General features: G+C 69.2%; 21 protein-coding genes. 13 read left to right on the top strand and 8 right to left on the bottom strand.

Annotated features, from left to right (window positions below; all coding sequences use genetic code 11):
• Positions 1 to 10: 10 nt before the first annotated feature.
• The 7 genes from larAH to E0H92_RS15675 all read left to right on the top strand — a co-directional run bounded on the left by larAH (position 11) and on the right by E0H92_RS15675 (position 6,829).
• Entirely contained in the window at positions 11 to 1,591 is a 1,581-nt protein-coding gene (larAH, locus tag E0H92_RS15700) for an NPN-dependent hydroxyacid isomerase, LarAH14/15/16 family (RefSeq protein ID WP_131293289.1), read from the top strand.
• Positions 1,591 to 2,523 carry a lysophospholipid acyltransferase family protein gene (locus E0H92_RS15695; protein ID WP_131467911.1) on the top strand — a complete coding sequence of 311 codons (933 nt, stop codon included), beginning with the start codon at positions 1,591 to 1,593 and terminating at the stop codon, positions 2,521 to 2,523. Before larAH ends, E0H92_RS15695 begins: the two co-directional genes overlap by 1 nt.
• A gap of 528 nt (positions 2,524 to 3,051) precedes the next feature.
• On the top strand, positions 3,052 to 3,198 hold the full coding sequence (locus tag E0H92_RS44165) for a hypothetical protein (protein ID WP_165549801.1): 147 nt from the start codon (positions 3,052 to 3,054) through the stop codon (positions 3,196 to 3,198).
• A gap of 82 nt (positions 3,199 to 3,280) precedes the next feature.
• Positions 3,281 to 4,042, top strand: a complete 762-nt coding sequence (gene hisF / locus E0H92_RS15690) for an imidazole glycerol phosphate synthase subunit HisF (RefSeq protein WP_131467913.1) — start codon at positions 3,281 to 3,283, stop codon at positions 4,040 to 4,042.
• On the top strand, positions 4,039 to 4,563 hold the full coding sequence (locus E0H92_RS15685; protein WP_131496746.1) for a MarR family winged helix-turn-helix transcriptional regulator: 525 nt from the start codon (positions 4,039 to 4,041) through the stop codon (positions 4,561 to 4,563). Before hisF ends, E0H92_RS15685 begins: the two co-directional genes overlap by 4 nt.
• A 182-nt stretch (positions 4,564 to 4,745) precedes the next feature.
• A complete protein-coding gene (locus E0H92_RS15680; protein ID WP_131293293.1) occupies positions 4,746 to 5,252 on the top strand; it encodes a MarR family winged helix-turn-helix transcriptional regulator in 507 nt (168 codons plus the stop codon).
• The gene (locus E0H92_RS15675; protein WP_131496745.1) at positions 5,252 to 6,829 is read left to right on the top strand and encodes an MDR family MFS transporter; all 1,578 of its coding nucleotides are present in this window, start codon (positions 5,252 to 5,254) and stop codon (positions 6,827 to 6,829) included. Before E0H92_RS15680 ends, E0H92_RS15675 begins: the two co-directional genes overlap by 1 nt.
• Here the strand turns inward: E0H92_RS15675 and E0H92_RS15670 are convergent.
• From E0H92_RS15670 to dacB, 5 genes are all read right to left on the bottom strand, one after another.
• Complete coding sequence (locus E0H92_RS15670) at positions 6,826 to 8,082, bottom strand: MFS transporter (RefSeq protein WP_131496744.1); 1,257 nt, start codon at positions 8,080 to 8,082, stop codon at positions 6,826 to 6,828. The genes E0H92_RS15675 and E0H92_RS15670 overlap by 4 nt on opposite strands.
• 2 nt (positions 8,083 to 8,084) lie before the next feature.
• Complete coding sequence (locus E0H92_RS15665) at positions 8,085 to 8,672, bottom strand: ArsR/SmtB family transcription factor (protein WP_131496743.1); 588 nt, start codon at positions 8,670 to 8,672, stop codon at positions 8,085 to 8,087.
• A 146-nt stretch (positions 8,673 to 8,818) separates the two neighbouring features.
• On the bottom strand, positions 8,819 to 9,754 hold the full coding sequence (locus E0H92_RS15660) for a GNAT family N-acetyltransferase (protein ID WP_131496742.1): 936 nt from the start codon (positions 9,752 to 9,754) through the stop codon (positions 8,819 to 8,821).
• Positions 9,751 to 10,704, bottom strand: a complete 954-nt coding sequence (locus tag E0H92_RS15655; protein ID WP_131496741.1) for a GNAT family N-acetyltransferase — start codon at positions 10,702 to 10,704, stop codon at positions 9,751 to 9,753. The genes E0H92_RS15660 and E0H92_RS15655 overlap by 4 nt, the downstream gene beginning before the upstream one ends.
• Positions 10,705 to 10,744: 40 nt before the next feature.
• Entirely contained in the window at positions 10,745 to 12,298 is a 1,554-nt protein-coding gene (dacB, locus tag E0H92_RS15650) for a D-alanyl-D-alanine carboxypeptidase/D-alanyl-D-alanine endopeptidase (RefSeq protein ID WP_238173446.1), read from the bottom strand.
• A gap of 140 nt (positions 12,299 to 12,438) precedes the next feature.
• On the opposite strand from dacB, the gene E0H92_RS15645 reads away from it, so the two are divergent.
• From E0H92_RS15645 to E0H92_RS15630, 4 genes are all read left to right on the top strand, one after another.
• Positions 12,439 to 13,737 carry a family 43 glycosylhydrolase gene (locus E0H92_RS15645; RefSeq protein WP_131496740.1) on the top strand — a complete coding sequence of 433 codons (1,299 nt, stop codon included), beginning with the start codon at positions 12,439 to 12,441 and terminating at the stop codon, positions 13,735 to 13,737.
• A gap of 65 nt (positions 13,738 to 13,802) precedes the next feature.
• Complete coding sequence (locus tag E0H92_RS15640) at positions 13,803 to 16,073, top strand: alkaline phosphatase family protein (RefSeq protein WP_238173445.1); 2,271 nt, start codon at positions 13,803 to 13,805, stop codon at positions 16,071 to 16,073.
• A gap of 3 nt (positions 16,074 to 16,076) precedes the next feature.
• The gene (locus E0H92_RS15635) at positions 16,077 to 16,841 is read left to right on the top strand and encodes an MBL fold metallo-hydrolase (protein ID WP_131496739.1); all 765 of its coding nucleotides are present in this window, start codon (positions 16,077 to 16,079) and stop codon (positions 16,839 to 16,841) included.
• Positions 16,842 to 16,917: 76 nt separating this feature from the next.
• Positions 16,918 to 17,502: a DedA family protein gene (locus E0H92_RS15630; protein ID WP_131467931.1), complete on the top strand. Its 585-nt coding sequence runs from the start codon at positions 16,918 to 16,920 to the stop codon at positions 17,500 to 17,502.
• On the opposite strand, the gene E0H92_RS15625 is transcribed toward E0H92_RS15630, so the two are convergent.
• A complete protein-coding gene (locus E0H92_RS15625) occupies positions 17,488 to 18,129 on the bottom strand; it encodes a TIGR03085 family metal-binding protein (RefSeq protein ID WP_131496738.1) in 642 nt (213 codons plus the stop codon). The genes E0H92_RS15630 and E0H92_RS15625 overlap by 15 nt on opposite strands.
• Positions 18,130 to 18,276: 147 nt before the next feature.
• Here E0H92_RS15625 and E0H92_RS15620 point away from each other — a divergent pair, with 147 nt between their 5' ends.
• A complete protein-coding gene (locus tag E0H92_RS15620; protein ID WP_338068860.1) occupies positions 18,277 to 20,079 on the top strand; it encodes an ABC transporter ATP-binding protein in 1,803 nt (600 codons plus the stop codon).
• Positions 20,076 to 21,872 carry an ABC transporter ATP-binding protein gene (locus E0H92_RS15615; RefSeq protein ID WP_131496736.1) on the top strand — a complete coding sequence of 599 codons (1,797 nt, stop codon included), beginning with the start codon at positions 20,076 to 20,078 and terminating at the stop codon, positions 21,870 to 21,872. The genes E0H92_RS15620 and E0H92_RS15615 overlap by 4 nt, the downstream gene beginning before the upstream one ends.
• 60 nt (positions 21,873 to 21,932) lie before the next feature.
• On the opposite strand, the gene E0H92_RS15610 is transcribed toward E0H92_RS15615, so the two are convergent.
• Together E0H92_RS15610 and E0H92_RS15605 are read right to left on the bottom strand one after the other, a co-directional pair.
• Positions 21,933 to 22,247 (bottom strand): Fe-S cluster assembly protein HesB, encoded by a 315-nt coding sequence (locus E0H92_RS15610; RefSeq protein WP_131467938.1) that lies wholly within the window; start codon positions 22,245 to 22,247, stop codon positions 21,933 to 21,935.
• A gap of 165 nt (positions 22,248 to 22,412) precedes the next feature.
• The gene (locus E0H92_RS15605) at positions 22,413 to 23,420 is read right to left on the bottom strand and encodes a hypothetical protein (RefSeq protein ID WP_131467940.1); all 1,008 of its coding nucleotides are present in this window, start codon (positions 23,418 to 23,420) and stop codon (positions 22,413 to 22,415) included.
• Positions 23,421 to 23,480 lie beyond the last annotated feature (60 nt).

Genomic DNA, 23,480 nt, shown 5'->3' with positions numbered 1-23,480 from the left:
AGGTTCTGACATGTCTCGGCCAGGATTCGTGCTTGAGGTGGACGACCGCACGCCGCCGCTGCTCGTACACAACGGTGAGGGCTTCCTGCTGGAGCGGTTCCCGCAAGGCACCCGGGTGGTGTACCCGCCCGAGGCGCTGCCGCCGGTCCGGGACGTCGACGAGGCGATCCAGAACGCGCTGCTGAACCCGATCGACTCCGAGCCGCTGCCGGAGCTGCTGCGCGCCGGCATGCGGCTCACGATCGCGTTCGACGACATCTCGCTGCCGCTGCCCCCGATGAAGAAGCCGGACATCCGGCAGCGCGTCATCGAGGCCGTCCTCGAGCTCGCCGCGCAGGCCGGCGTCGACGACGTCGAGCTGATCTCCGCCAACGCGCTGCACCGCCGGCTCACCCCTAACGAGCTGCGCGAGATCGTCGGCGAACGCGTGTTCCGCTCGTTCTTCCCCGACGGCAAGCTCTACAACTTCGACGCCGAGGACCGCGACAACCTCACCCACCTGGGCCAGACCCGGCACGGTGAGGACGTCGAGATCTCCAAGCGGGCCGCCGAGTCCGACCTGCTGGTCTACGTGAACGTGAACCTGGTCGCGATGGACGGCGGCCACAAGTCCACGTCGATCGGGCTGGCGTCGTACAAGTCGCTCAAGCACCACCACAACAGCCACACGATGATCCACTCGAGGTCCTTCATGGACCACAAGGCATCGAAGATGCACCACTCCGCCTGGCGGATGGGTGAAGTGCTGACCAGCCACGTCAAGGTCTTCCAGATCGAGACCACGCTGAACAACGACATCTTCGGCGGGCCGCTCGAATTCCTGCAGAAGCGCGAATGGGAATGGTCCATCAAGGACCAGGCGTCCTTCCTCGCCACCAAGCGCGGGCTGGACGTCGCGCCGGCCAAGCTGCGGCACAAGATCTTCACCGACACCCGGTCGAACTACGGCCTCACCGGGATCAACGCCGGCGCGATCGAGCCGGTCCACGAAAAGACCATCGAGGCCGTGCACCGCCAGCACCTGGTCGAGGTCCAGGGCCAGTCCGACGTCGCGATCATGGGCGTGCCGTTCGTCGGCCCCTACAACGTCAACTCGGTGATGAACCCGATCCTCGCCGCCTGCATGGGCCTCGGGTACTACTTCAACTCGTACCGCGGCAACCCCGTCGTCCGCAAGGACGGCGCCGTCATCCTGTACCACCCGGTCGACTACGAGTTCAGCCAGCTGCACCACCCGTCGTACGTCGACTTCTTCGAAGAAGTGCTGTCCGAGTCGACCGACCCGGCCACCATCGAAGCCAAGTTCGAGAAGCAGTACGCCGAAGACCCGTGGTACATCCACCTGTACCGGACGTCGTACGCCTACCACGGCGTACACCCGTTCTACATGTGGTACTGGATCTCCCACGCCCTCGACCACTGCGGCGACATCGTCTGGGTCGGCGCCAACCGCAAAACCGTCGAGCGGATGGGCTTCCGTTCCGCGTCGACCCTGTCCGACGCGCTCGAGATGGTCAGCCACTCCGTCGGCCGGTCGCCGTCGATCACGTACCTGCACAACCCGCCGCACCTGCTCGCGGACGTGCGCTGATGGGCACCAGTCTGGTCAAGTTCGGCAAAGACACCGCGCGCGACGTCAAGCAGGTCGCGCGCGGCTGGCGCTGGGGCCGGCGGCCGCAGGTACCGCGATCCGCCGAACCGTACGTCATCCCCAAGGAGACCACGGTCTTCCCGACGAAATGGGCCCGGACGCCCGCCGCGATCGCGGTCCGCGACCTGATCCAGAAAGGCCCGCTCAACGCGGTCCTCAACTTCGAAGTCAGCCCGCAGGTCAGCGGACTCGACTCGCTGCTCAAGCTCGACGGCCCCGCGATCATCGTCGCCAACCACTCGTCGCACCTCGACACCCCGCTGCTGCTGCTGTCGCTGCCCGACGCGATGCGCCGCCGTACTGCGTTCGCCGCCGCGGCTGACTACTTCTTCGACACCTGGTGGCGCGCGGCCGGGTCGGCGATCGTGTTCAACACGTTCCCGATCGAACGCCGCGGCGGCAAAATGAGCGCCACCCCCGGCGACCTCCTCGCCGACGGCTGGAACGTCGTCGTCTTCCCCGAAGGCACCCGCTCACCCGACGGCTGGGTCCAGCGGTTCCGGATGGGCGCGGCGTACCTCGCCGTCGAACACGACGTACCGATCATCCCCGTCGGCATCAAAGGCTCCTTCGCCGCCATGCCCCGCGGCCGCGGCTGGCCCATCCCCGGCCGCCCCGCCGTCCACGTCCGGTACGGCGACCCGCTGAAGGCTGCCGAGGGTGAGAGCGCCCGCGACTTCGCGCCCCGGATCGCCGCCGCCGTATCAGCCCTCCTCGACGAAGAATCCACCACCTGGTACGAATCCCGCCGCCGAGCCGCCATCGGAGCCTCCCCCTCCCAAACCGGCCCCGAAGCAGCCCGCTGGCGCCGAGTCTGGGAATCCACCCGCCCCATGAGAGCCACCGACAACCGCCGCCGCGCCTGGAAGTAACACCACCCCCGTACGACGGGACAGCCGCAGGTGCTGTCCCGCCGTACACCCACCCCCGGGCGTCGCTCGCAGGGAGTGATGTGGGAGGCGGAGGTTGGTGTCCCGCCCACCCACCCCGAGGTGGTGCGCACGGAGCTGGTGACGGGTCGTGCGGTGGTGTCCCCGCCCACCCACCTCGATGGTCGTGGCGGGAAGGGCTCGGTGGGGTGCGGAGCTAGCGTGCCTGACGGTGTGGCGCGAGTGTGCGGCGCGAGTGTGCGGCGCGACTGTGCGGCGCGAGTGTGCGGCGCGACTGTGCGGCGCGACTGTCTGGCGTGGGAGTGCGGCGCGGGTGTGCGCCTGACGGTGCATTGGGGTGTGGGGCCGAGGGCGTGGTGCGGGTGGGTGCTGGGCGTGCCGCATCCCCTTCAGCCGTTGGCTCCATGGATCGCCGGCGCCAGCGCACCCTCAGCCAACCCGACGACCGGCCCCGCGCTTGGCCGCCGCGTACACTGCCTGCAGGGAAGTGCATTCTCTAGGAGGAACTTCATGGGACTCACCCTGCTGCTGATCGCGCTCATCGGCGCCGCCCTGATCCACCTCCTCCGCCCACGCCCGACTCCGGTCCTGGTAGCCGTCCGGCGCGACGGCAAGCTCGTTCAACTCCCCAGCGACCAGCTCACCAACGACGCGTAGACAGCAGCCAGCCGCACAACTGCCGTCCCCTTCCCTGCGTCGTGCGTCCTCGCCCACCATCCGCCCCGGTACGCTTGGCCCCGTGAGTCTTGCCGTGCGGGTGATCCCTTGTCTGGACGTCGACGCCGGCCGGGTGGTGAAGGGCGTCAACTTCGCCGACCTCCGCGACGCGGGTGATCCGGTCGAGATGGCGCAGGTGTACGACGCGGAGGGCGCCGACGAGCTGACCTTCCTCGACATCACCGCCTCCTCGGGGTCCCGCGAGACGACGTACGACGTAGTTCGCCGTACCGCCGAGCAGGTGTTCATCCCGCTGACCGTCGGCGGCGGCGTCCGCGAGGTGGGCGACGTGGACCGGCTGCTCCGGGCCGGTGCCGACAAGGTCGGAATCAACACCGGCGCGATCGCGCGCCCCGACGTGATCCGCGAGATCGCGCACCGCTTCGGCAACCAGGTCCTGGTGCTGTCCCTCGACGTACGCCGGGCCGCCGACCAGCCGAGTGGGTTCGAGGTCACGACCCACGGCGGCCGGAAGTCGGCGGGGCTGGATGCGATCGAGTGGGCGCAGCGCGGTTGTGAGCTCGGCGCGGGGGAGATCCTGCTGAACTCGATGGACGCCGACGGGACCAAGCAGGGCTTCGACCTCGAGCTGATCAAGGCGGTCCGCGCGGTGGTCGACGTACCGCTGATCGCCAGCGGGGGAGCGGGCGCGCCGGAACACTTCCCGCCCGCGGTCGAGGCCGGTGCGGACGCCGTACTCGCCGCCAGCGTCTTCCACTTCGGCGACTTCCGCATCGCCGACGTGAAGAAGGCCCTCCGCGACGCCGGAATTGTGGTCCGATGAGCACACCCGCCGAGGTCGAGCCGAACCAGCAATCCACGCCGACCGAGCACTCGGGGCAGCAAATCGCGCCGACCGAGCGGTCGGAGCGGATGGTTGCGGCGATCGAGCAGGAGCTGTCGGCGCTGTTCCGCCGGTCACGGTCAGCCTCGCTGCGGCTCGCGCGGCGCGTGCACCCGGAGATGGACGCGGCCGGGTACGCGCTGATCTCCCAGATCGAGATGGGCACCGGCAACAGCGCCGGCGTACGGGCGTCGGATGTCGCGCAGGTGCTGGGCCTCGACAAGTCCACCGTCAGCCGCGGTATCACCCAGCTCGAGAACCTCGGCCTGATCGAACGCGTCGGCGACCCCGACGACGGCCGCGCCCGCCTGCTCCGGCTCACCACCACCGGCGCCGAACGCTACGAAGCGATGCGCACCCAACGCCAAACCGAGTTCCGCGCCATCCTGGACCGCTGGAACCCCACCGACCTCGCCGACCTCGGCCGCCTCCTGGCCCGCCTCAACACCGACCTCGGCTAACCACCTCACCCACCCACCCGCGCGCCCGGCTCGGCGGCGCCGGGTCGGGGAGGTTTTCTGTCCAATCCGGGGAGGTAATCCTCCCCAGCCTCAACGCAGCGGGCCTCCCGCCTGCGTAATCGGTTGTCCACAGGGTGTGCATATGGTTGTGGAAACCAACTATCCGGGTATATAGTTGGGTTATGCAACTAGCTCAGCAACCCCTCGTCCCGGGGGTAGAGCGGGATGCGGCCGCGCAGGAGCTGCTCGAAGGGGTCAGTTCGCTGGTGCGGGCCGTGCGGTGTATCGAGCATCGGCACCTGGCCGGTGACGGCGGGCTGCGCCGTTCCGACGCGAGTGTGCTCAAGGTGCTGATGAAGGACGGCGAGCAGCGCGGCGGCGAGATCGCCGGGAAGCTCGGCGTCGACGCGTCGGTGGTGAGCCGGCAACTGACCGCGCTGGAGGCCGACGGACTGGTGAGCCGTCGGCCGGACCCGGCCGATGCCCGCGTGGGGCTGGTCAGCCTCTCGTCCCAGGGCAAGGCCCAGCTCGAGGCTCTCTATTCGTCCTACACCCGGCAACTGAGAACCGCCTTGGCGGACCTCGACGACGACGCGCTGACCGCGGCCGCTGCCACCATGCAGCGCGTCGCCGTCGCCATCACCGAGGCCAACAAGGTCGTGAGGCAACACCCCAAGACTGGAGACTGATGACTGTCACCGAGACCCGGCGCCAACTGCCCAGCGCGCCGGAACTCACCCACCGCGAGATCCTCGAGATCCTGATCGGCCTGCTCGCCGCGCTGTTCACGGCGATGCTGAGCTCGACCATCGTCAGCAATGCGTTGCCGACGATCATCGCCGACCTCGAGGGCTCCCAGACGCAGTACACCTGGGTCCTCACCGCGAGCCTGCTGGCCACCACGGTGTCCACCCCGATCTGGGGCAAGCTCTCGGACCTGATGAGCAAGAAACTGCTCGTCCAGCTCGCGATCTCGATCTTCGTGATCGGGTCGGCGCTGGCCGGCCTGTCCCACAACGTGCCGTTCCTGATCGGCGCCCGCGTACTGCAGGGCCTCGCGATGGGCGGTCTGATGGCGCTCGCCCAGGCCATCATCGGCGCCGCGATCCCACCCCGTTCGCGAGGCCGGTACTCCGGTTACATGGGCGCCGTGATGGCGGTCGCGACCGTCAGCGGCCCGCTCATCGGCGGCGTCATCGTCGACACCTCGTGGCTCGGCTGGCGCTGGTGCTTCTACGTCTGCGTCCCGCTGGCCGTGGTCAGCCTGGTGATCCTGCAGAAGTACCTGCACCTGCCGGTACTGAAGCGCGAGGTCCGGATCGACTACCTCGGCGCGGTGCTGATCAGCATCACGGCGAGCCTGCCGCTGCTCTGGGTCACCTTCGCCGGCTCGGACTTCGCCTGGATGTCCTGGCAGTCCGCACTGTTCGTCGGCGGCACGTTGCTGTTCGGTCTTCTCGCCGTTCTGGTGGAGAACCGCGTCGCCGAGCCGCTCGTCCCGCTCAAGGTCGTCCGGGAACGGACCACCGCGCTGGCCATCGTCGCCAGCCTCGCGGTCGGCGTCGCGATGTTCGGCAGCGCGCTGTTCCTCGGCCAGTACTTCCAGATCGCCCGCGGCTACAGCCCCACCGAGGCCGGCCTGCTGACGATCCCGATGATGCTCGGCTCGTTCGTCGGCTCCGCGGGCTCCGGTCAGCTGATCACCCGCTACGGCAAGTGGAAGCGGTACCTGGTGTCCGGCGGCGTACTGCTGCTCGTCGGACTCCTCATCCTCGGCACGATCGACCACACCTCGCCGTACTGGTTCGTCGGGCTCGGCATGCTCGCGATGGGCCTCGGCATGGGTATGACGATGCAGAACCTGGTGCTCGCCGTCCAGAACACCGTCGACGTCACCCAGATCGGCGCCTCCTCCGCGACCGTCGCGTTCTTCCGCAGCCTCGGCGGTGCGGTCGGCGTCTCGGCCCTCGGCGCGGTGCTCGCCGCCCGGGTCAAGGACCTGATCGTCGCCGGTGTCCTCGCCGGCCCGAACGGACCCGAAGCGGCCCGCAAACTGCAGCAGGGCGGCGGTACGAGCCTGCTCGACGTCAACCACCTGCCGCCGCAGCTCGCCGAACTCGTCCGGCACGCGTACGGCGACGCGACCGGCCGGATCTTCCTGATCGCCGCCGCCTGTGCCGTGGTCAGCCTGATCGCGGTCGTGTTCATCAAGGAGGTCCCGCTCCGCACCACCGTCGCCAAGGTCGACGTCGCGGACGACCTCTAAAGCTCGGGCGGCTCCAGGCCGGTCAGTTCGCGGGTGCGGATGATCGGCGAGCCGACCAGCCACAGTACGGCGAGCAGGCCGCCGGCGGCGGAAACGAGGAGGGTCTCGCGGACACCGATCCAGGTGCCGAGGAACCCTCCGACGACCGCGCCGAGCGGCCTGATCCCGTAGTTGATACTGCTGAACGCGCCCGCGACCCGGCTGCGCATGTGGTCGTGGGTGACCGCGGCCTGCAACGAGTTCAGCGGTACGTCGAAACACATCACCGCGAACGCCCCGACAAACTCAGCCACCGCGAGCGCCAACGCCTTCACCCAGGTCGGCCCGTCCGCGAGCGCGGCGATCGCGATCGAGCACGGGAACACGACAGCGCCGAACGCGATCACCGGACCCGCGCCGAACCGGCGGCTGAGAGGAGAGGCGCTGACCGCGCCGAGCAGACCGCCGGACGCGCCGATGCCGAACGCCAGGCCGATCATCCCGGCCGACAGCCCGAGGATGCGACTCGCGAACAGCACGAGCAGCGCCATGCTCATCAGGTTGAAGAAGTTCACAGTGGTCGCACAGCCGAGGCTGCGGCTGATGTACGGATGCTTCAGCACGTAACGCATCCCGGCCGCCGCCCGGCGCAGGATCGGCTCGGCGGACTCCTCAGCCGGGCCCGGCTGGATCTTCAGCCGGCTGAGCTGCACCGCCGAGAACGCGAACGTGAGCGCGTCGACCACGATCGCGATCGGCGCCGTCAGCCACTGCACCAGAAGACCGGCGACCGCCGGCCCGCCCATGAACGAGATCGAGCGGGTCGCGGACAGCTTGCTGTTCGCCTCCAGGTACTGCTCACGATCCACCAGCCGGACGAAGAACGACGCGTTCGCCATGTTGAACGAGACATGCGCCGTCCCGGCGAGGATCGCGATCGCGTACAAGTGGCCGAGGGCAAGGAAACCGGACCAGTAGGCGACCGGCAGCGTGAGCAGCACCACTGTCCGGATGAGATCGGCGGCGATCATCAACGGGCGCTTGTCGCGACGGTGATCGATCCAGGTGCCGATGAACAGCGACGCGAGGTTCGGGAGCCAGACCGCCGCGGTCAGGAAGCCGACCTGGCTGGGGGAGGCGTCCAGCATCGTGACCGCGATCAGCGGCAGCGCGAGCTCGGTGATCCGGTCCCCGAACTCCGACACACCCTGCGCGGACCAGAACGTACGGAACCGTCGGTCCCGCCAAAGGCTCGTGGCGGCGAGCGTCTTCATGATCACTCCGTTGCTTCAGGCAAGGAAAGCCGGATGTGCCGTACCGGGCGGGCATCGTCCGGTACGTCGTCGGTGCCGTAGCGCTGGATGTACGGGGCGAGCAGTTGCTCGATCGCCGACTCGATCGCCTCGGCTTCGGCCGTGGTGACCACCAGCAGGGTGTTCGCGGACCCGGCCCGGCGACTCCACTCGGGCGCGAGGTTCGGCTCGATGTCGGCGAGCCAGCTCTGGGCAGTCTCGAGAGCCTGGTTCATGACCTCGGCGCGCAGCAGCCGGCCGGCCTCGGCGCCTTCCGGGGTCTCCGGCATCTCGTACCGGAACCCCTTCGCGACCGCGTACCACCAGCGCTGCCGGCGGTCGGACCCGCTCGGCGGCGGACCGTCGTTCACCAGCCCGAAGCCCGCCAGGTGCCTCAGATGCCAACTGGTCACCGAAGGGGAAGCGCCGACATGTTCGGACAGCTGCGTGGCCGTCGCGGGACCGTGGCGCTGCAGGTAGCTGAGGGCGGCGAGGCGGACCGGATGGGCCAGGGCGCGCATCGCCTGGGGGTCCGTGATCTCGAAATCGCCGTACGGATTTCTGAGAGACATGTTTCGAGAGTAATCTCTCAGATCTCCGGAAGGCAAGATGTCGGCAGCTCGACAGGAGGTGTCCGGTGATCGGCGGGAAACGCGCGCAGGCTGAGGCGGGCGGGCGCAGGCAGTGGGCGTATACGTACTGTCGAGCTGCCGACTGATCAGCGGCTGACGGTTTTGGTCCAGATGTCGCTGGTCAGGTCCGGGTGCATGCCGGCTCCTGTGTAGAGGGCGACGGCGGGTGTCGGGTTGCCGGCGTCGACGTGCAGGATCGTGCCGGTGCGGCCGGCGGCGGCGTCGGTCGCGAACGCGTCCCGGAGCAGGAACTTGGCCAGCCCGCGGCCGCGCGCGGCAGGTACGACGCCGAGCCGCCCGACGTACCCGCAGTTGTCGGTGCTGACGAAGTTGTGGTTGCACTCGGTCATCCCGACCGCCCGGCCGTCGGTCTCGACGACCGTCACCTGCGACCAGTCGAACGTCGACCGGCTCTCCCGCGACGCGGCCCAGTCCTCGAACGGCCGGGGCAGCGTCCCGGGCTGATCCGCGAAAGCCTCCATCAGTACGCCGTGCGCCGCCCGACGGCTCGCCTCGTCCGGAGTGCCGCGCCGTACGACGATGCCCTTCGGCACAGCGGGCGGAGGCACCGGGCCGTCGAAGGTGATCCGCATCCGGTGCGTCGACGTACCGATGGCGAACCCGCGCGCGGCGGCGACCGCAGCCAACCGCTCGTCCTGCCGGATCACGCCCAGTTTCAGGATCACCTCGTCCCGGCCGATCTCGCGGGCGCGCCGCTCCGACCGGTCGAGCAGCCAGTCGAGGACGGCCGGTTCAGCGCTGAGGACATCGAGGCCCAGGTGCGTGCCGCCGGTGATCGGGACGGCGGTCGCGGAGCCGGCGAAGTCACCGTTCGGATCGAACACGATCCAGGCGTCCGTCGCGAGGTCGGTGCCTGGGTCACGGAGGTAGTTGGCGACATCCTCCGGGCTGTGCTTCGGGAAACCGAGTAGCGCCGACGTGTAGCGCCCGGACCGCTCCGCGATCAGCTCCGCGTCAGAAAGCGTCGTCGGCCGAACGGTGTAACGCGCCGGCAGGCTCACGCGGCGGTCACCTCGCGCCGCCAGACTTCCATCACCAGCGTGGCTTCCATGCCGACCGACAGATACACGCCGAGCGCCGGCGTCGGGTTGTTGGTGTCGACGTGCAGGATCGTGCCGCTCCGCCCGGCCGCCGCGTCGAGCGCGAACTGGTCGCGCAGCAGGAACTTCGCGAGCCCCTTCCCGCGAGCCCTCTCGAGAACGCCGAGGTGACCGATGTAGCCGCAGTTCTCGTCCTCGACGAACTGGTTCGTGGACGTCCGCATCGCGACCGCCTCGCCATCGATCTCCAGCAACGTCAGCTGCGACCAGTCGAACGCGGAGAAGCTCTCGTGCGCGTCCTGCCACTCCTCGAACGAACGCGGCGAGAACCCGAACTGCCCCGCAAAACTCGCATTCAGTACGTCGTGCGCCGCCCGCCGACTCGCCTCGTCCGGAGCGCCACGCCGTACCGTGACTCCGGCCGGAACCTCCGGCGCAGGAACCGCCCCGTCGTGATCGATCCGCATCCGGTGGAAGACCGTGCCGCGCTCGAACCCGTAGCCGGCCAGCCGTTCCTCACGCGCCTTGTCGGCCTGGTAGTTGACGATGTCGACCTGCACCGCCGAGTGCCCGTGCTGCGTGGCGAGCTCGGCCGCGCGGCGATCGATCCGGTCGAGCAGGAAACGTTCCACGACGGGATCCATGGTGACGACATCGAGGTCCAGTTGGCGGTGATCGCCTTTGCCGAAGACCGAGCCGTATCCGACCAGCCGACCGTCGTCGAACACCAGCCAGCCGTCGGTCTCGGGCTCGAAACCGGGCTCGGACAGCTCGTCCTGGGCGTCGTCCAGCGTGTAGTCGGCGAAACCGACTACCGAGGTGTTGTAGGCGGACACCAACTCGAGGACTGCCTGCGCGTCCTCCAGCCTCGGCGGACGGACGGTGAAGGTGTCTGGCAGTACGGCGGTCATTCCCACATGGTGATGAACGACCGCCGTACTGTCCAAGGCATTAACAGGCCTTGTCCCACTCCAGCTCACACGTGGCCTGGGCGGTCTTCAAGGTGGACACGGCCGCAGGAGGCGCCGTGTCGGACCACGAGGCGAGGGTGACGCCGACGGCGTCCTCAATGGAGCGCGGGCTGACCAGGTAGTTGTTGCTGATCATCGAGAACACCAGCTTCCGGCCGTCCTTGTTCGTCACGTACCCGGACAGCGAGGTGACGCCCGTGAGCGAGCCGGTCTTGCCGTGCAGGTTATTGGCGGCCGGGGTGTTCTGCATCCGGCTGCGCAGCGTTCCTCCCACGAACCGGTCCGGATTGCCGGCGATCGGCAGGGCGTCGTACCACTGCTTCCACCAGGACTCTTTCTGCGCCCCGATCAGTACGTCGGTGATCGAGTCAGCGGTCACGTTCACCTTGCGCGAGAGGCCGGAGCCGTCGGAAAGCCGGATCCGGCTGGTGTCGACGCCGATGCTCTGCGCGTAGTCGGTGACCACGCCCAGCCCGGCCGGCCAGCTGCCGTCCGCGTCGACGACCGCGCCCATGGCCTTCACCAGCGTCTCGGCATGCATGTTGTTCGAGAGCTTGAGGAACGGCGTCATCAGCTCGCCGACCGTCATCGACTCGTCCCGCGCCAGGCGGGTCGCGCTCGCCGGGGTCGCCGCGTTCTTGATCCGGCCGCTGACCGCGATGCCCTGCGCTGTCAACGCACGCCGGAACACGTCGGCGGCGTACAACTCGGGCTCCCAGACGGTCACCCACTCCTGACCCGTCGCAGCGCCCAGCGGTACCGAGCCGGTCACCCGGACGATGTTCGTGCCGTGGTCACGCTCGATGTTCAGCGTGTTCGAGGAGCCCGCCGCGCCGGTCGTCGCGGTGTTGACCAGCTTGATCACCCCGTTCGCGGGGACCAGGTCGAGCTTGACCGGTGCGCCGGCGGCCGTGCCGGGGCGGCTCTCGACGATCGCCGTACCGGAGTCGTAGTCCGTGTTCGGGGCGAGTGTGAGCGCGGAGATCTGGGCGTTGTAGTAGAACGGCTCGTCGTCCCAGGCCCAGCTGTCGCCGAGGCGGACGTGGTCGAAGTACGTGTCGTCCGCGATCAGGTCGCCGTGCACCCGCCGGACGCCGGCCGCCTTGAGCTGCTTCGCCAGCGCGGCGTAGTCCGACTCGAGCGCGGTCGGGTCGCCGTACCCCTTGAGGTAGAGGTTGCCGAGCAGCTGTCCGCCGCGGACAGGAGCGGCGGCGAGGACGTCGGTGTGGAAGCGGTACGACGGGCCGAGGACATGCATCGCGGCGGTCGAGCTGAACAGCTTGGTGTTCGACGCGGGCAGCATCCGCTGGGCGCCGTTGCGGTCGTACAGCGTCTCGCCGGTGGTCGCGTCGCGGACCACGAGCGCCACCTGCGAACCGTCGTACCGGCTGTCGTTCAGCAGCCCGTCGAGCCGCTGCTGAAGTGCGGTTGCCTGTACGGCGGTGGGCGCCGCGACGGACTGTGTGACGACGCCACCCACGGCGGCGGCGACCGCGGCCACTGCGGCGATCATCCCTCTCGGTAAACGACTCACGAGGCACTCCCTTGATCCAGGCGGAAATCAACTAGCGGGAGTCAACACCTCGCGTTCCCCAAGGTCCAGGGATTGAGCTCTAGGTGAATCGATGTAAAAGTGAGACTCCACAGGTATCCGCCCCACCTGAGGAGTCACCCATGAAACGACTTCTGGCGGCCGTTCTGGCCGTCTTCAGCCTGTCCGTCGTCCTTTCGCCGGCAGTGCACGCCGCCACGACAGCGGCGGTCTTCCCGAGCGAGATCATCGGCGAGAACTTCCCCGACCCGGACGTCTTCGAGCAGAACGGCACCTGGTACGCGTACGCGACCAACGGCAGCCGCGGCACCCTCCCGGTCGCGACCGCCCCGAGCGCGAACGGGCCGTGGACTGTCCGCGGCGACGCGATGCCCGGCGGCCCGTCCAGCGCCTGGGCGCAGCCCGGCCGCACCTGGGCGCCGGACGTCTACCCGAACTCCGACGGCACCTACACCCTCACCTACACCGCCTGGCACAAGGCCTCCGGCCGCCAGTGCATCGGCGTGGCCACCGCCACGAACCCGCTCGGCCCGTTCCAGCCGGTCGGTACGGCGCCGCTGATCTGCCCGCTCGAGCTGGGCGGCGCGATCGACGCGAACACGTTCGTGGCCAACGACGGCACCCGGTACCTGGTCTGGAAGAACGACGGCAACGCCATCAGTCAGCCGTCGACGCTCTGGCTGACCCGGACCGCGAACAACGGCCAGACCCTGGTCGGCGGCAACACCGCGATGCTCACGTCGAGCGGGGTGATCGAGGCGCCGGATCTCGTTCAGCGCGGCAGCCAGTACGTCCTGTTCTTCTCCGGCGGCGGGTACAACGACTGCAACTACCTGACGTCGTACGCCACCTCGACGAGTCTGAGCGGGCCGTGGACCACGGCGTACCGGCCGTTGATGACGACGGCGACGTTCGACAGCCACGTCTGCGGGCCGGGTGGCGCGGACGTGGTCGGCGGCAAGGTGTTCGTCCATGGCTGGGTGAACGGCGGACGGCATCTGTACGTCGCTGACATCGGATACGCCAACGACTATCCGGTGGTGCGCGGGAGCCGGGTCCGGTACGAGGCGGAGCGCGGCACGCTGAACCACTGCGTCGTACGGTCCAACGCGGCCGGCGCGTCCGACGGGAAGGTGGTCGCGTACATCGACTACGCCGACTCGTGGGTGGAGAACACGGTGTTCGCCCCGGTCGCGGGCGGCTACACGCTGCACGTCGGGTACGCCAACGGTTCGGCGTCCACCGCGAGTCACGGGCTCGTTGTCAACGGCAACAACGCCGGTTCGGTCAGCTATCCGGTCACGGGCTGGGACAACTGGCAGCAGAGTTCGGTGTCCGTCACGCTCAATGCCGGCTGGAACACGATCCGGCTGACGAAGGGCACTCTGTACACGGAGGTCGACTACCTCGAGGTGCAGTAAAGCCGTCGGTGGGACCCCGTACTCTCGTACTGCACACGAGTACTACGGGGAGCACGAACCAGGCGATGGCGAAACCACCAGAACAGGTGTCGAAGAACCGGCGTGGACGTCCGGTGTGGCTCGACCTGCGCCGCACCGGACGCGGCCTGCAGGCGATGCTCGTCGGCGGCCTGCTGTCGCTGGTCTCGCTGGCGATCACGTTCTGGACACTGCCGCAGATCAGCAGCGACGGCCGGCTCCCGATCCTCCGGTTGGTCGTCCTGCTGGCGGTCTTCTCGGTGCTGATGCGCTGGATCCTGGCCGGGATCGCGGTCCTGATCGGGTCGCTCGGCGTCCTGGTCGGCGGCCTGCTCTCACAGTTCGGCGTCGTCTACCTGGCGATCACCGTGGACCCCGGCGTGAACCTGCACGGCGGCGTCGAGGCGCCGCTGCTGGTCTCGATCGTGATGTCGTCGGTGAGCGCGTTCGTCGGCTGGATCGCGTACGCGGGCAGTGACGACGCGTACGTCGCGGAGGTGATGCGGGTCGTGCACCGCCGCGCCCGGCGGATCCAGCCGGCGCCGAAGACCGGGATGCTGATCATCCAGATCGACGGCCTGTCCGCCCCGCTGCTGAACTGGATGGTCCTGGCCGGCAACCTGCCGAACCTCGGCGGCTGGATCCGGGACGGCAAGCACTCGATGCTCGCCTGGCACACCGGCGTACCGGCCACCACCCCGGCCAGTCAGGCCGGCATCCTGCACGGCGGCTCCCGTCACATCCCGGCGTTCCGGTGGTACGAGAAGGAGACCGGCCGGGTGATGGTCACCAACCGCAGCCGGGACGCGGCGGAGATCGAGGCCCGGATGTCCACCGGGCGCGGCCTGCTGGCGGACGGCGGCGTCAGCATCAGCAACAACTGGTCCGGCGACGCGGACAAGTGCGAGCTGGTGTTCAGCCGGGCCGCCCTGCCGAACAGCCGCAGCCGCGGATACGTCCGGTTCTTCTCCAGTCCGCAGGGCGCCACCCGCGGTCTGGTGCTGTGTGTTGCCGAGATGGTGAAGGAGCTGCACCAGGCCCGGCGACAGCGAGCCCGGCACCTGGTTCCGCGGGTCAAGCGCGGCGGGTCGTACATCTTCCTGCGGGCGATCAGCAACGTCCTGCTCCGCGACCTGAACGTCTCGCTGATCACCGACGAACTGGTGAGGGGTACGCCGGTCATCTACTGCGACTTCGTCGACTACGACGAGGTCGCGCACCACGCGGGCCCGACCCGCCCCGAGTCGCTGCAGACCCTCGAAGGTCTCGACCGGGTGCTCGGCGCGCTGCAGCGGATCATCGAGATCCTCCCGCACTCGTACGAGATCGTCGTACTGTCCGACCACGGCCAGAGCCAGGGCGCGACGTTCCTGCAGCGCTACGGCCGGACCCTCGCCGAGGTGGTCGACGACCTCGTCGACACCACCAAGGAGCCGGTCGCGGCGGTCGGCAGGTCCGAGGGCTGGGGCCCGGTGAACGCGTTCCTCACCGAGCTGAGCATGCGCCGCAGTGTGGCCGGCACCGTCACCCGGAAGGCCCTGCACGGCAAGGCCCGCGGCGGTGAGGTGGAGCTCGGACCGAAGGACTGCGAGCCGCCGGTCGCGGCGGACGAGCAGATGGTCGTCACCGCGTCCGGCAACCTGGCGCTGATCTACCTCGCGACGACGCCCGGCCGGGTGCCACTGGAGGAGATCGAACTGCTGCACCCGAAGCTGATTCCGGGCCTAGCGACCCATCCCGGGATCGGGTTCGTCGTGGTCGACTCGCTCGCCGAGGGACCGGTCGCGATCGGACGCGCCGGGGTCCGGGTGCTTCGGTCCGGACGGGTGGAGGGTGAGGACCCGTTGACGCCGTACGGCGAACTCGCGGCGCCCTCGTTGCTGCGCCAGGCGGAGATGCCGCACAACGGCGACCTGGTGGTGGTCAGCCGGCTGGACGAGTACACCCACGAGGTGGCCGCGTTCGAGGAGCTGGTGGGATGCCACGGCGGCATCGGCGGCTGGCAGACCGAGGCGGTTCTGGTGCACCCGAGTCGCTGGGTGCTGAACGAGCCTCCCGTAGGCTCCGACGCGGTCCACCAAGTGCTGATCGATTGGCTGGAGAAGCTGGGGCAGCGCAAGGACCTGCCGGTCGAGTCCGAGCGGGCGTCTGAGGCCCCTGCGTCTACTGCGCGGCACTCGGCGGGCACCTCGCCGAACGGGAGCGAAGGGAACGATGAAACCACATCGACCCCTCCGCTCCCGCTCGCCGAGGCACTCCGCCGAGCACCTGCTCGCGACGACGCAGGGGCCTCAGACGCCCGCAAGATGGAGGCCTGAAGCGTGCAAGTCACCTGGTGGGGGCACGCAACGACCACGATCGAGGCGAACGGTACGCGGCTCCTGACCGACCCGGTGCTGACGTCGCGGATCGCGCACCTGCGCCGTCGTCGCGGCCCGACGCCGGCGCCGGAGGCGGGGCAGTGTGACGCGGTTCTGATCTCGCACCTGCACGCCGACCACCTGCACCTCACGTCGCTGCCGTTCGTCGCGCCGGACGCCGCGCTGATCGTGCCGCGCGGTGCGGCCCGGCTCATTCACAACGACAGCGGACCGGCGTACTCGGACCGCTGCATCGAGGTCGCCCCCGGCCACCAGGTCCGGATCGGGTCGCTCGAGATCACCGCCGTCACGGCGCACCACGACAAGCGCCGGCTGCCCTGGTCGTCGTACGCCGCCCAACCGCTCGGGTACCGGGTCGACGGATCCCGGAGCGTCTGGTTCGCGGGTGACACCGATCTGTACGACGACCTCGCGGCCGAGACCGGTGCGATCGATCTCGCGCTCGTGCCCGTGGGCGGGTGGGGGCCGTCACTCGGGCCGGGGCACCTGGATCCGGTCCGCGCCGCCGAGGCGGTGCGGCGGGTCGGCGCGTCGACGGCGGTGCCGGTACATTTCGGGACGTTCTGGCCGATCGGCCTCGACTGGGTCAAGCCGGAGTTGTTCCTGCCACCGGGGGACAGGTTCAAAGCCGCGATGACCGAGGTGGATCCCGCGGTGAAGGTGGAGGTTCTGGTGCCGGGCGAGTCGATCGAGGTGCCGTCGTGAGAGAGCGAAGCGAGCTCACCATCAAGCACAGCACAGGCCGCCTGTCATGCTCGCCCGCAGCGAAGCGAGGACGTGTATGACAGGCGATACCAAGTTCGATCTCTGGTATCTGTTCGCGTTGGCCGGGGCGGTGTTGATCGGGGCGGTGCTGCCCGTGCTGCCGACGGGGGCCGCGGTGTCGGCAGGCGCCGTACTGGCGTCGCACAGCAATCCGATCGGCCTGGTCGGGGTCCTGATCGCGGGCGCGGCCGGGGCGTACGCCGGGGACCTGATCGTGTACGCCGGATGCCGCTTCGGTGGTGAACGCCTGGCGAAACGGATCGGGTGGTTGCGCGACAACGCCTCGCTGGACGCGCTCCGGGAGCGACTGGCCGAGCACGAGATCAGCGTGCTGCTCACGTCCCGGCTGATCCCCGGCGGCCGGGTCCCTGTACTGCTAGCGGCCGGGCTCGCCGGCTACAAATGGGAGCGATTCGCGCTCGTCGACCTGTTCGCGTCGTCGATGTGGGCAGCGGTCTACATGGCGATCGGACTGCTCGGCTACGCGCTCTTCGACGAACCCTGGCAGGGCGTCGTCGCCGCGATCGTGCTGGTCATCCTCACGACTGTCGTGAGCAGCCTCATCCAGCGCGCGCGACGCAAGCGGTCAAACACCAAATGACGCATTGCGGAGCCGCTCGACCGTCTCCGCATCGCCTTCCAGTTGTACGTCGGCCACCTGCTGCCGCCCGAAACAGAACAGCACCAGCTCGCCGGGCTCGCCCGTCACGGTCACGGAGCCGTGCTCGTTCGGCCGCTTCGCGACGGACGTCGTACCGTCGGGCCGCTGGAGCACCAGACCGGTCGGCGACTTCCGGGTCATCCCCTTCGCCGCGAGCCGCACCGCCTTCCACAGACCGTCCTGCTGGGCGTCGGGCAGTTCGCGCACGTCGTACGACGCCTGCGCCCGGCGGACGTCCTCGTGGTGCACGAAGTACTCGGTCGTGTTGAGCTGGTGCCCGAGCTTCGGCAGCGCGTAGATCGACACCGGCGGCGGACCGTTGCGGACCTTGCCGACGACCTCGGCGAAGCCGTAGCGCTCCTTGACCCGCTGCATCCGTCTCTCGGTGGTGTCCGCGAGCGCCGGGATCATGATCCCGGGGCCCGCCATCGGGTCCGCCTCCCGGACGTACAGATGGACCGCGAGGTCGTAGGCGTCCCAGCCGTCACACAGCGTCGGAGCGGCGGGGCCGACCTCCTCGAACAGGTCACACAGAGCGAGTCGTTCTACCCGGCTGTAGTCGGTCACAACTCGATCGTAGTTGTCGGACGGGAGTGGCAGAATGTCAATCGTTGTCATGCCTGTGTCCCACGTATGCACCTGACTGCCCTGGAGTGTCCTTTGCCTGTCCCGAAAGTCCCAGACAAAGGCGGCGTCACCCGGAGAGGTTTCGGGGTGTTGAGGGTCGCGATCTGGGAGGAGCCGGGCATCTTCGCGCTGTCTGTGCTCGCCGCCATGCTGTACGGCGCGATGACCGTGGCGGGCGGCTGGGCGCTCGGCTGGTCCACGGACCACCTGATCCGCCCGTCGTTCGAGCGCGGCGACACCACCGGCGGGACGATCGCGGCGCTGATCTCGCTGTTCATGGGGATCGCGATCCTGAACGCGATCGGCGTCGTCGGCCGGCGGCTCGGGGCCGGCGTCATGCAGTTCCGCCTGCAGGCGACGTACCGCCGCCGGGTCACCCGGCAGTACCTGAAGCTCCCGCTGGAGTGGCACCACCAGCACTCGACCGGCATGTTGCTGTCGAACGCCAACGCCGACGTGGAGTCGACCTGGTTCGTGATCGCGCCGCTGCCGATGGCGATCGGCGTGATCGCGATGCTGGTGTTCGCGACGATCGCGATGTTCGCGGCCGACGTCTGGCTCGCGCTGGTGGGGTGCCTGGTGTTCCCGCTGGTCTTCGTCGCGAACGTGATCTTCCAGCGCTACCTGCAGCCGCTCGCGACCCGCGCGCAGCAGCTCCGCGCGGACGTCTCCGAGGTCGCGCACGAGTCGTTCGACGGCGCGCTGGTGGTGAAGACGCTGGGCCGCGAGGCCGCCGAGACGGAGCGGTTCCGCGCGCCGACGTACGCGCTCCGGGACGCCAACATCGCGGTGAACAAGGCCCGCGGCATGTTCGACCCGGTGATCGACGGCCTGCCCCGGCTCGGCGTGCTCGCGGTGCTGCTGGTCGGCGTCGGGCGGGTGCGGTCCGGCGGCGCGGACGCGGGCGACGTGGTCCAGGTGGCGTTCCTGTTCACCTTGATCGGCTTCCCGATCCGGGCCCTCGGCTGGGTGCTCGGTGAGCTTCCGCGGTCGGTTGTCGGATGGGATCGCGTGCAGCGGGTGCTGACGGCCGAGGGCGGGACGGAGTACGGCGAGGCGCGGCTGACGTCGACGAAGGCGGCCCGGCTGCAGGTCGCCGGCGTCCGGTTCGGGTACCTGCCGGAGCGCGACGTACTGGCCGGTGTCGACTTCACGATCGAGCCCGGCCGGACCGTCGCGGTCGTCGGGCCGACGGGCGCCGGGAAGTCGACTCTCACCACGCTGCTGACGCGACTTGTCGACCCGGAGACAGGCGCGGTGAAGGTCGACGGGATCGACCTGCGGGACCTGGCGCGCGACGAGCTCGCTGGATCGGTCGCGCTGGTGGCGCAGACCGCGTTCCTGTTCGACGACACGATCCGCGGCAACATCACCCTCGGTGGGGACTACAGCGACGACGACGTGTGGGACGCGCTCCGGATCGCGCAGGGCGATGGATTCGTGAAGGCGATGCCGGACGGGCTGGACACCAAGGTCGGTGAGCGCGGTACGACGCTGTCCGGCGGGCAACGGCAGCGGATCGCGCTGGCGCGGGCCCTGGTACGGCGGCCGCGGCTGCTGATCCTGGACGACGCGACGAGCGCGGTGGACCCGCAGGTCGAGGCCCGGATCCTCGCGGGCCTGCGCACCGCGGTCCAGGAGGACGCCGGTGCGGCGACGACGGTGCTGGTGATCGCGTACCGGAAGGCGACGATCTCGCTCGCCGACGAGGTGCTGTTCCTGGACGAGGGCCGCATCCAGGCGCACGGCACGCACACCGAACTGCAGGCGTCGACGCCCGCCTACCGGGACCTGGTCGACGCGTACGAGAAGGACGCCGAACGCCGTCAGGAAGAAGCAGAGGCAGGACAGGACGAGACAGAGCTTGACGAGGAGGGGGTGTCGGCGTGAGTGCGGCGGAAGCGTCTCGTCTGGACCACGGTGACAACGCGGGTGGGCTGCAGACGCTCAAGGACGGTCTGAAGGTCTCGCCCGAGCTCGCGCGCGGGTGGTGGCTGACCGGGCTGCTCGCGCTGACGATGACGGCCGGGCGGATCGTCGTACCGATCGCGGTGCAGCAGACGATCGACAAGGGCCTGTCCGGCGCGGGCGGCCCCGACATGTCGTACGTCGCCTGGATGTGCCTGGTGTGCGCGCTGGGCGTGATCCTCACCGCCGGAGCGTCGTACCTGACGACCGTGCGGCTCGCGGTCAACTCCGAGCACGGGCTCGCGACGATGCGGATCAAGGCGTTCCGGCACGTACACGACCTGCCGGTGCTGACCCAGAGCACCGAGCGCCGCGGGGCGCTGGTCAGCCGGGTCACGTCGGACGTGGACACGGTGTCGCAGTTCCTGCAGTTCGGCGGGTTCATCTTCCTGGTCAGCATCGGGCAGATGGTGCTCGCGACGGTCGTCATGTTCTTCTACTCGTGGCAGCTCGCGCTGGTCGTGCTGCTGTGCTTCATCCCGCTGTTCGCCAGCCTGAAGTACCTGCAGCGCGCGATGTCGGCGGCGTACGGCGTGGTGCGGGCCAAGGTCGGCGAGATGCTGTCCGCGATCGCGGAGCCGGTGGTGGGCGCGCAGGTGGTGCGTTCGTACGCGATCCAGCAGCGCACGCAGAACCGGATCGACGCCTCGATCGAGGACTACCGGAAGACCGCGACGAGGGCGCAGGCGCTGACCGGGCTGACGTTCTCGATCGGTGGTCTGGCCGCCGGTCTCGCGAACGCCGGCGTACTGACCGTCGGCGTACTGCTCGGCATCGACGGGAAGGCGACGCTGGGGGAGCTGCTCGCGTTCATGTTCCTGGTGGCGCTGTTCTCGGACCCGGTGCAGATCGCCACCCAGGTGCTGACCGACGCGCAGAGTGCGTTCGCCGGCTGGCGGCGGGTGCTCGGCGTGATCGCCACACCGGCCGATGTCGCGGACCCGGGCGACGACGGCGTGAAGCAGGCGCGCGGGCCGATCACGGTCGAGTTCGACGACGTCGATTTCGCTTATCCGGAAGGCGAACTGGTGCTGCGCGACGTCGGCGTCCGGATCGAACCGCACCGACGGGTCGCGGTGGTCGGGGAGACCGGGTCCGGCAAGACGACGTTCGCGAAGTTGCTGACCCGGCTGATGGATCCGACGTCCGGAGCGGTGCGGCTGGACGGCGTGGACGCGCGGGAGATCTCGTTCGAGTCGCTGCGGGAGCGGGTCGTGATGGTGCCCCAGGACGGGTACCTGTTCGACGCGTCGCTGGCGGAGAACGTACGGTTCGGGCGGCCCGAGGTGACGGACGCGGAGCTGGTCACGGCGTTCGAGTCGCTCGGGCTGACGGAGTGGCTGGAGTCGTTGCCGGACGGGTTGCAGTCGCCGGTCGGTCAGCGTGGTGAGTCGTTGTCGGCGGGGGAGCGGCAGCTGGTGGCCCTGGTCCGCGCGAACATCGCCGACCCGGACCTGCTCGTGCTCGACGAGGCGACGTCAGCGGTCGACCCCGGTACGGAGGTACGCGTGAACGCGGCGCTGGAGCGGCTGATGTCCGGCCGTACGTCGGTCACCATCGCCCACCGCCTGTCGACCGCCGAGGCCGCCGACGAGGTCCTGGTCTTCGACGAAGGCGAGATCGTGGAACGCGGCCCGCACGCCGATCTGGTCGGCGCGGGCGGCGTCTACACCCGCCTCCACGACAGCTGGATCGCGCAGCGCAGCGCCCTCTAGACCCAAAAATGCACGCCGGCCGGGGCTCATGGTTCCCGGCCGACGTGCAGCTTGGTTGAATCAGGGGGTCGGGACCGCGCCGTTGCCCGGGCCCGGCTGCGGTACCAGCAGGAACTCGACACCGCCCTTGTCGTCGACCGCCGCGTCCAGGATCTTGTCGTCGAGGGCGTTCGCGGCGTTCTGCTCGAGGAAGACCCGGGCACCCGCCTCCTCGACGACCTGGTCACCCGGTTGCGGAGCCTCGGTCGTGGTCACCGCGAGCGCCGGATCCGCCGGGTTCTCCTGCGAGATCCGCACCCCGGCCCCGTCCGGCGCACCCTCGACCCCGGTGATGCTCTTGATCACCAGCGTCGCGTTCTCAGTCAGGGTCAGCACAGCCACTCCATCCGTCGATTGTCACTAGCCCCCGCCCCGTGCCCGACCACCAAAACCCCAAACCCACCCCCTGCCCAACCTTGAGCACCCACCAGCCACTGACCCGCACCTTGAGCACGCATCAACCACGGATCCGCCTCGAAAATGGTTGGTCCGTGCTCAAGGTCACGCGGCGTCGGCGCGCGGCGGCGGTACGGCGCGCCAGCGGGGTGGCTCCGCGGTGCGGGACTCGCCGCGGGCGAACGCCGCCCGCAGGCGCGCGATCAGGTCCGAGCGTGGATCGACCACGTCCTCCCACCCGAAATGAACCAGCTCGACCCCACGGTCGCTGAGGCGCTGGTCACGGCGATGGCTCCTGCGGAGCAGCAGCCTCCGCTCTGCTGGGCTGTTCGCTTCGTACTTCGCGAGCCCGTCCGCCTCGCCGACGGTTCGAAACCATGGCCACCAGAAGTCGACGCGCTCGGGCATCCAGCCGAAACCGTCGAAGAACTGCACCTGCAGCAGCGGGGTGGGCAGGCCGGCAGCCGCGAACACCGCCCTGGCGATCGACTCCATCACGGACTCCGCCGACGGGTCACCGAAGGCGATAGCCTCCTGAGCTCGCCGGATGCCCGGCCAGTGCTGCTGGCGTTCGGCAACCGCGTGCAGCTCCGCCGGCGTCGTGCCGGCTCGCAATGCGCCGTCGACGGTGACGATCGACTCACGGAGCGGCAACTCCCGGGCCAGGTCGACAACGGTCCTCGCGACGCGGGTGACAGGCAACCACCCATGACCTGCGAGATCAGCAGCCGTCAGGCCGGCCCGCCGTACGACGATGTCTGCGCGTCGCTGATTGCGCGGGGCCTCCGGCGGGCGGGTCAGCCACGCGGCATCGAGCGGTGCGCTGTCCGGGCGGCCACGGTCGATCCACACCGGGAGGTCGGCCAGCCGGGCTGCGCTGAAATGACTCACGACCGAGCTCGGGTACGCCGCATGTGCACAGGCGATCGTTGCGAGTTGCTCGTCGAGACGCCCGTCGACGTAACGGCCATGGTGGTGTCGCAGAGCGCCACGCCGTACCAGCCGCCGGAGGTCGGCGTCGCCGATCCCGAGTTCACGCAGGGCCGCGCGCCGTTGGGGAGTCCGCGCAAGCACAACCAGTCGTTCCCGCACGCCGTTCCCAAGCCGATCCATCGCCCCACTCTGACGCCTCTCCCATCCCCTTCGCATCCCACCGCCACCAACTTGTGGAAA

The organism is Kribbella speibonae, assembly GCF_004331375.1.
GTDB lineage: Bacteria > Actinomycetota > Actinomycetes > Propionibacteriales > Kribbellaceae > Kribbella > Kribbella sindirgiensis.
The sequence above is the reverse complement of the archived record's forward strand: the minus strand, read 5'-3'. Positions and strand labels throughout refer to the sequence as shown.

Bases quoted from the DNA above. Each gene is read 5' to 3' on its own strand.
- E0H92_RS15675 (WP_131496745.1), top strand. From the start codon at position 5,252: ATGACTGTCACCGAGACCCGGCGCCAACTGCCCAGCGCGCCGGAACTC.
- E0H92_RS15670 (WP_131496744.1), bottom strand. From the start codon at position 8,082: ATGAAGACGCTCGCCGCCACGAGCCTTTGGCGGGACCGACGGTTCCGT.
- E0H92_RS15645 (WP_131496740.1), top strand. From the start codon at position 12,439: ATGAAACGACTTCTGGCGGCCGTTCTGGCCGTCTTCAGCCTGTCCGTC.
- E0H92_RS15655 (WP_131496741.1), bottom strand. From the start codon at position 10,704: ATGACCGCCGTACTGCCAGACACCTTCACCGTCCGTCCGCCGAGGCTG.
- E0H92_RS15605 (WP_131467940.1), bottom strand. From the start codon at position 23,420: ATGGATCGGCTTGGGAACGGCGTGCGGGAACGACTGGTTGTGCTTGCG.
- larAH (WP_131293289.1), top strand. From the start codon at position 11: ATGTCTCGGCCAGGATTCGTGCTTGAGGTGGACGACCGCACGCCGCCG.
- E0H92_RS15665 (WP_131496743.1), bottom strand. From the start codon at position 8,672: ATGTCTCTCAGAAATCCGTACGGCGATTTCGAGATCACGGACCCCCAG.
- E0H92_RS15685 (WP_131496746.1), top strand. From the start codon at position 4,039: ATGAGCACACCCGCCGAGGTCGAGCCGAACCAGCAATCCACGCCGACC.
- E0H92_RS15630 (WP_131467931.1), top strand. From the start codon at position 16,918: ATGACAGGCGATACCAAGTTCGATCTCTGGTATCTGTTCGCGTTGGCC.
- E0H92_RS15695 (WP_131467911.1), top strand. From the start codon at position 1,591: ATGGGCACCAGTCTGGTCAAGTTCGGCAAAGACACCGCGCGCGACGTC.
- E0H92_RS44165 (WP_165549801.1), top strand. From the start codon at position 3,052: ATGGGACTCACCCTGCTGCTGATCGCGCTCATCGGCGCCGCCCTGATC.
- E0H92_RS15680 (WP_131293293.1), top strand. From the start codon at position 4,746: ATGCAACTAGCTCAGCAACCCCTCGTCCCGGGGGTAGAGCGGGATGCG.
- E0H92_RS15640 (WP_238173445.1), top strand. From the start codon at position 13,803: ATGGCGAAACCACCAGAACAGGTGTCGAAGAACCGGCGTGGACGTCCG.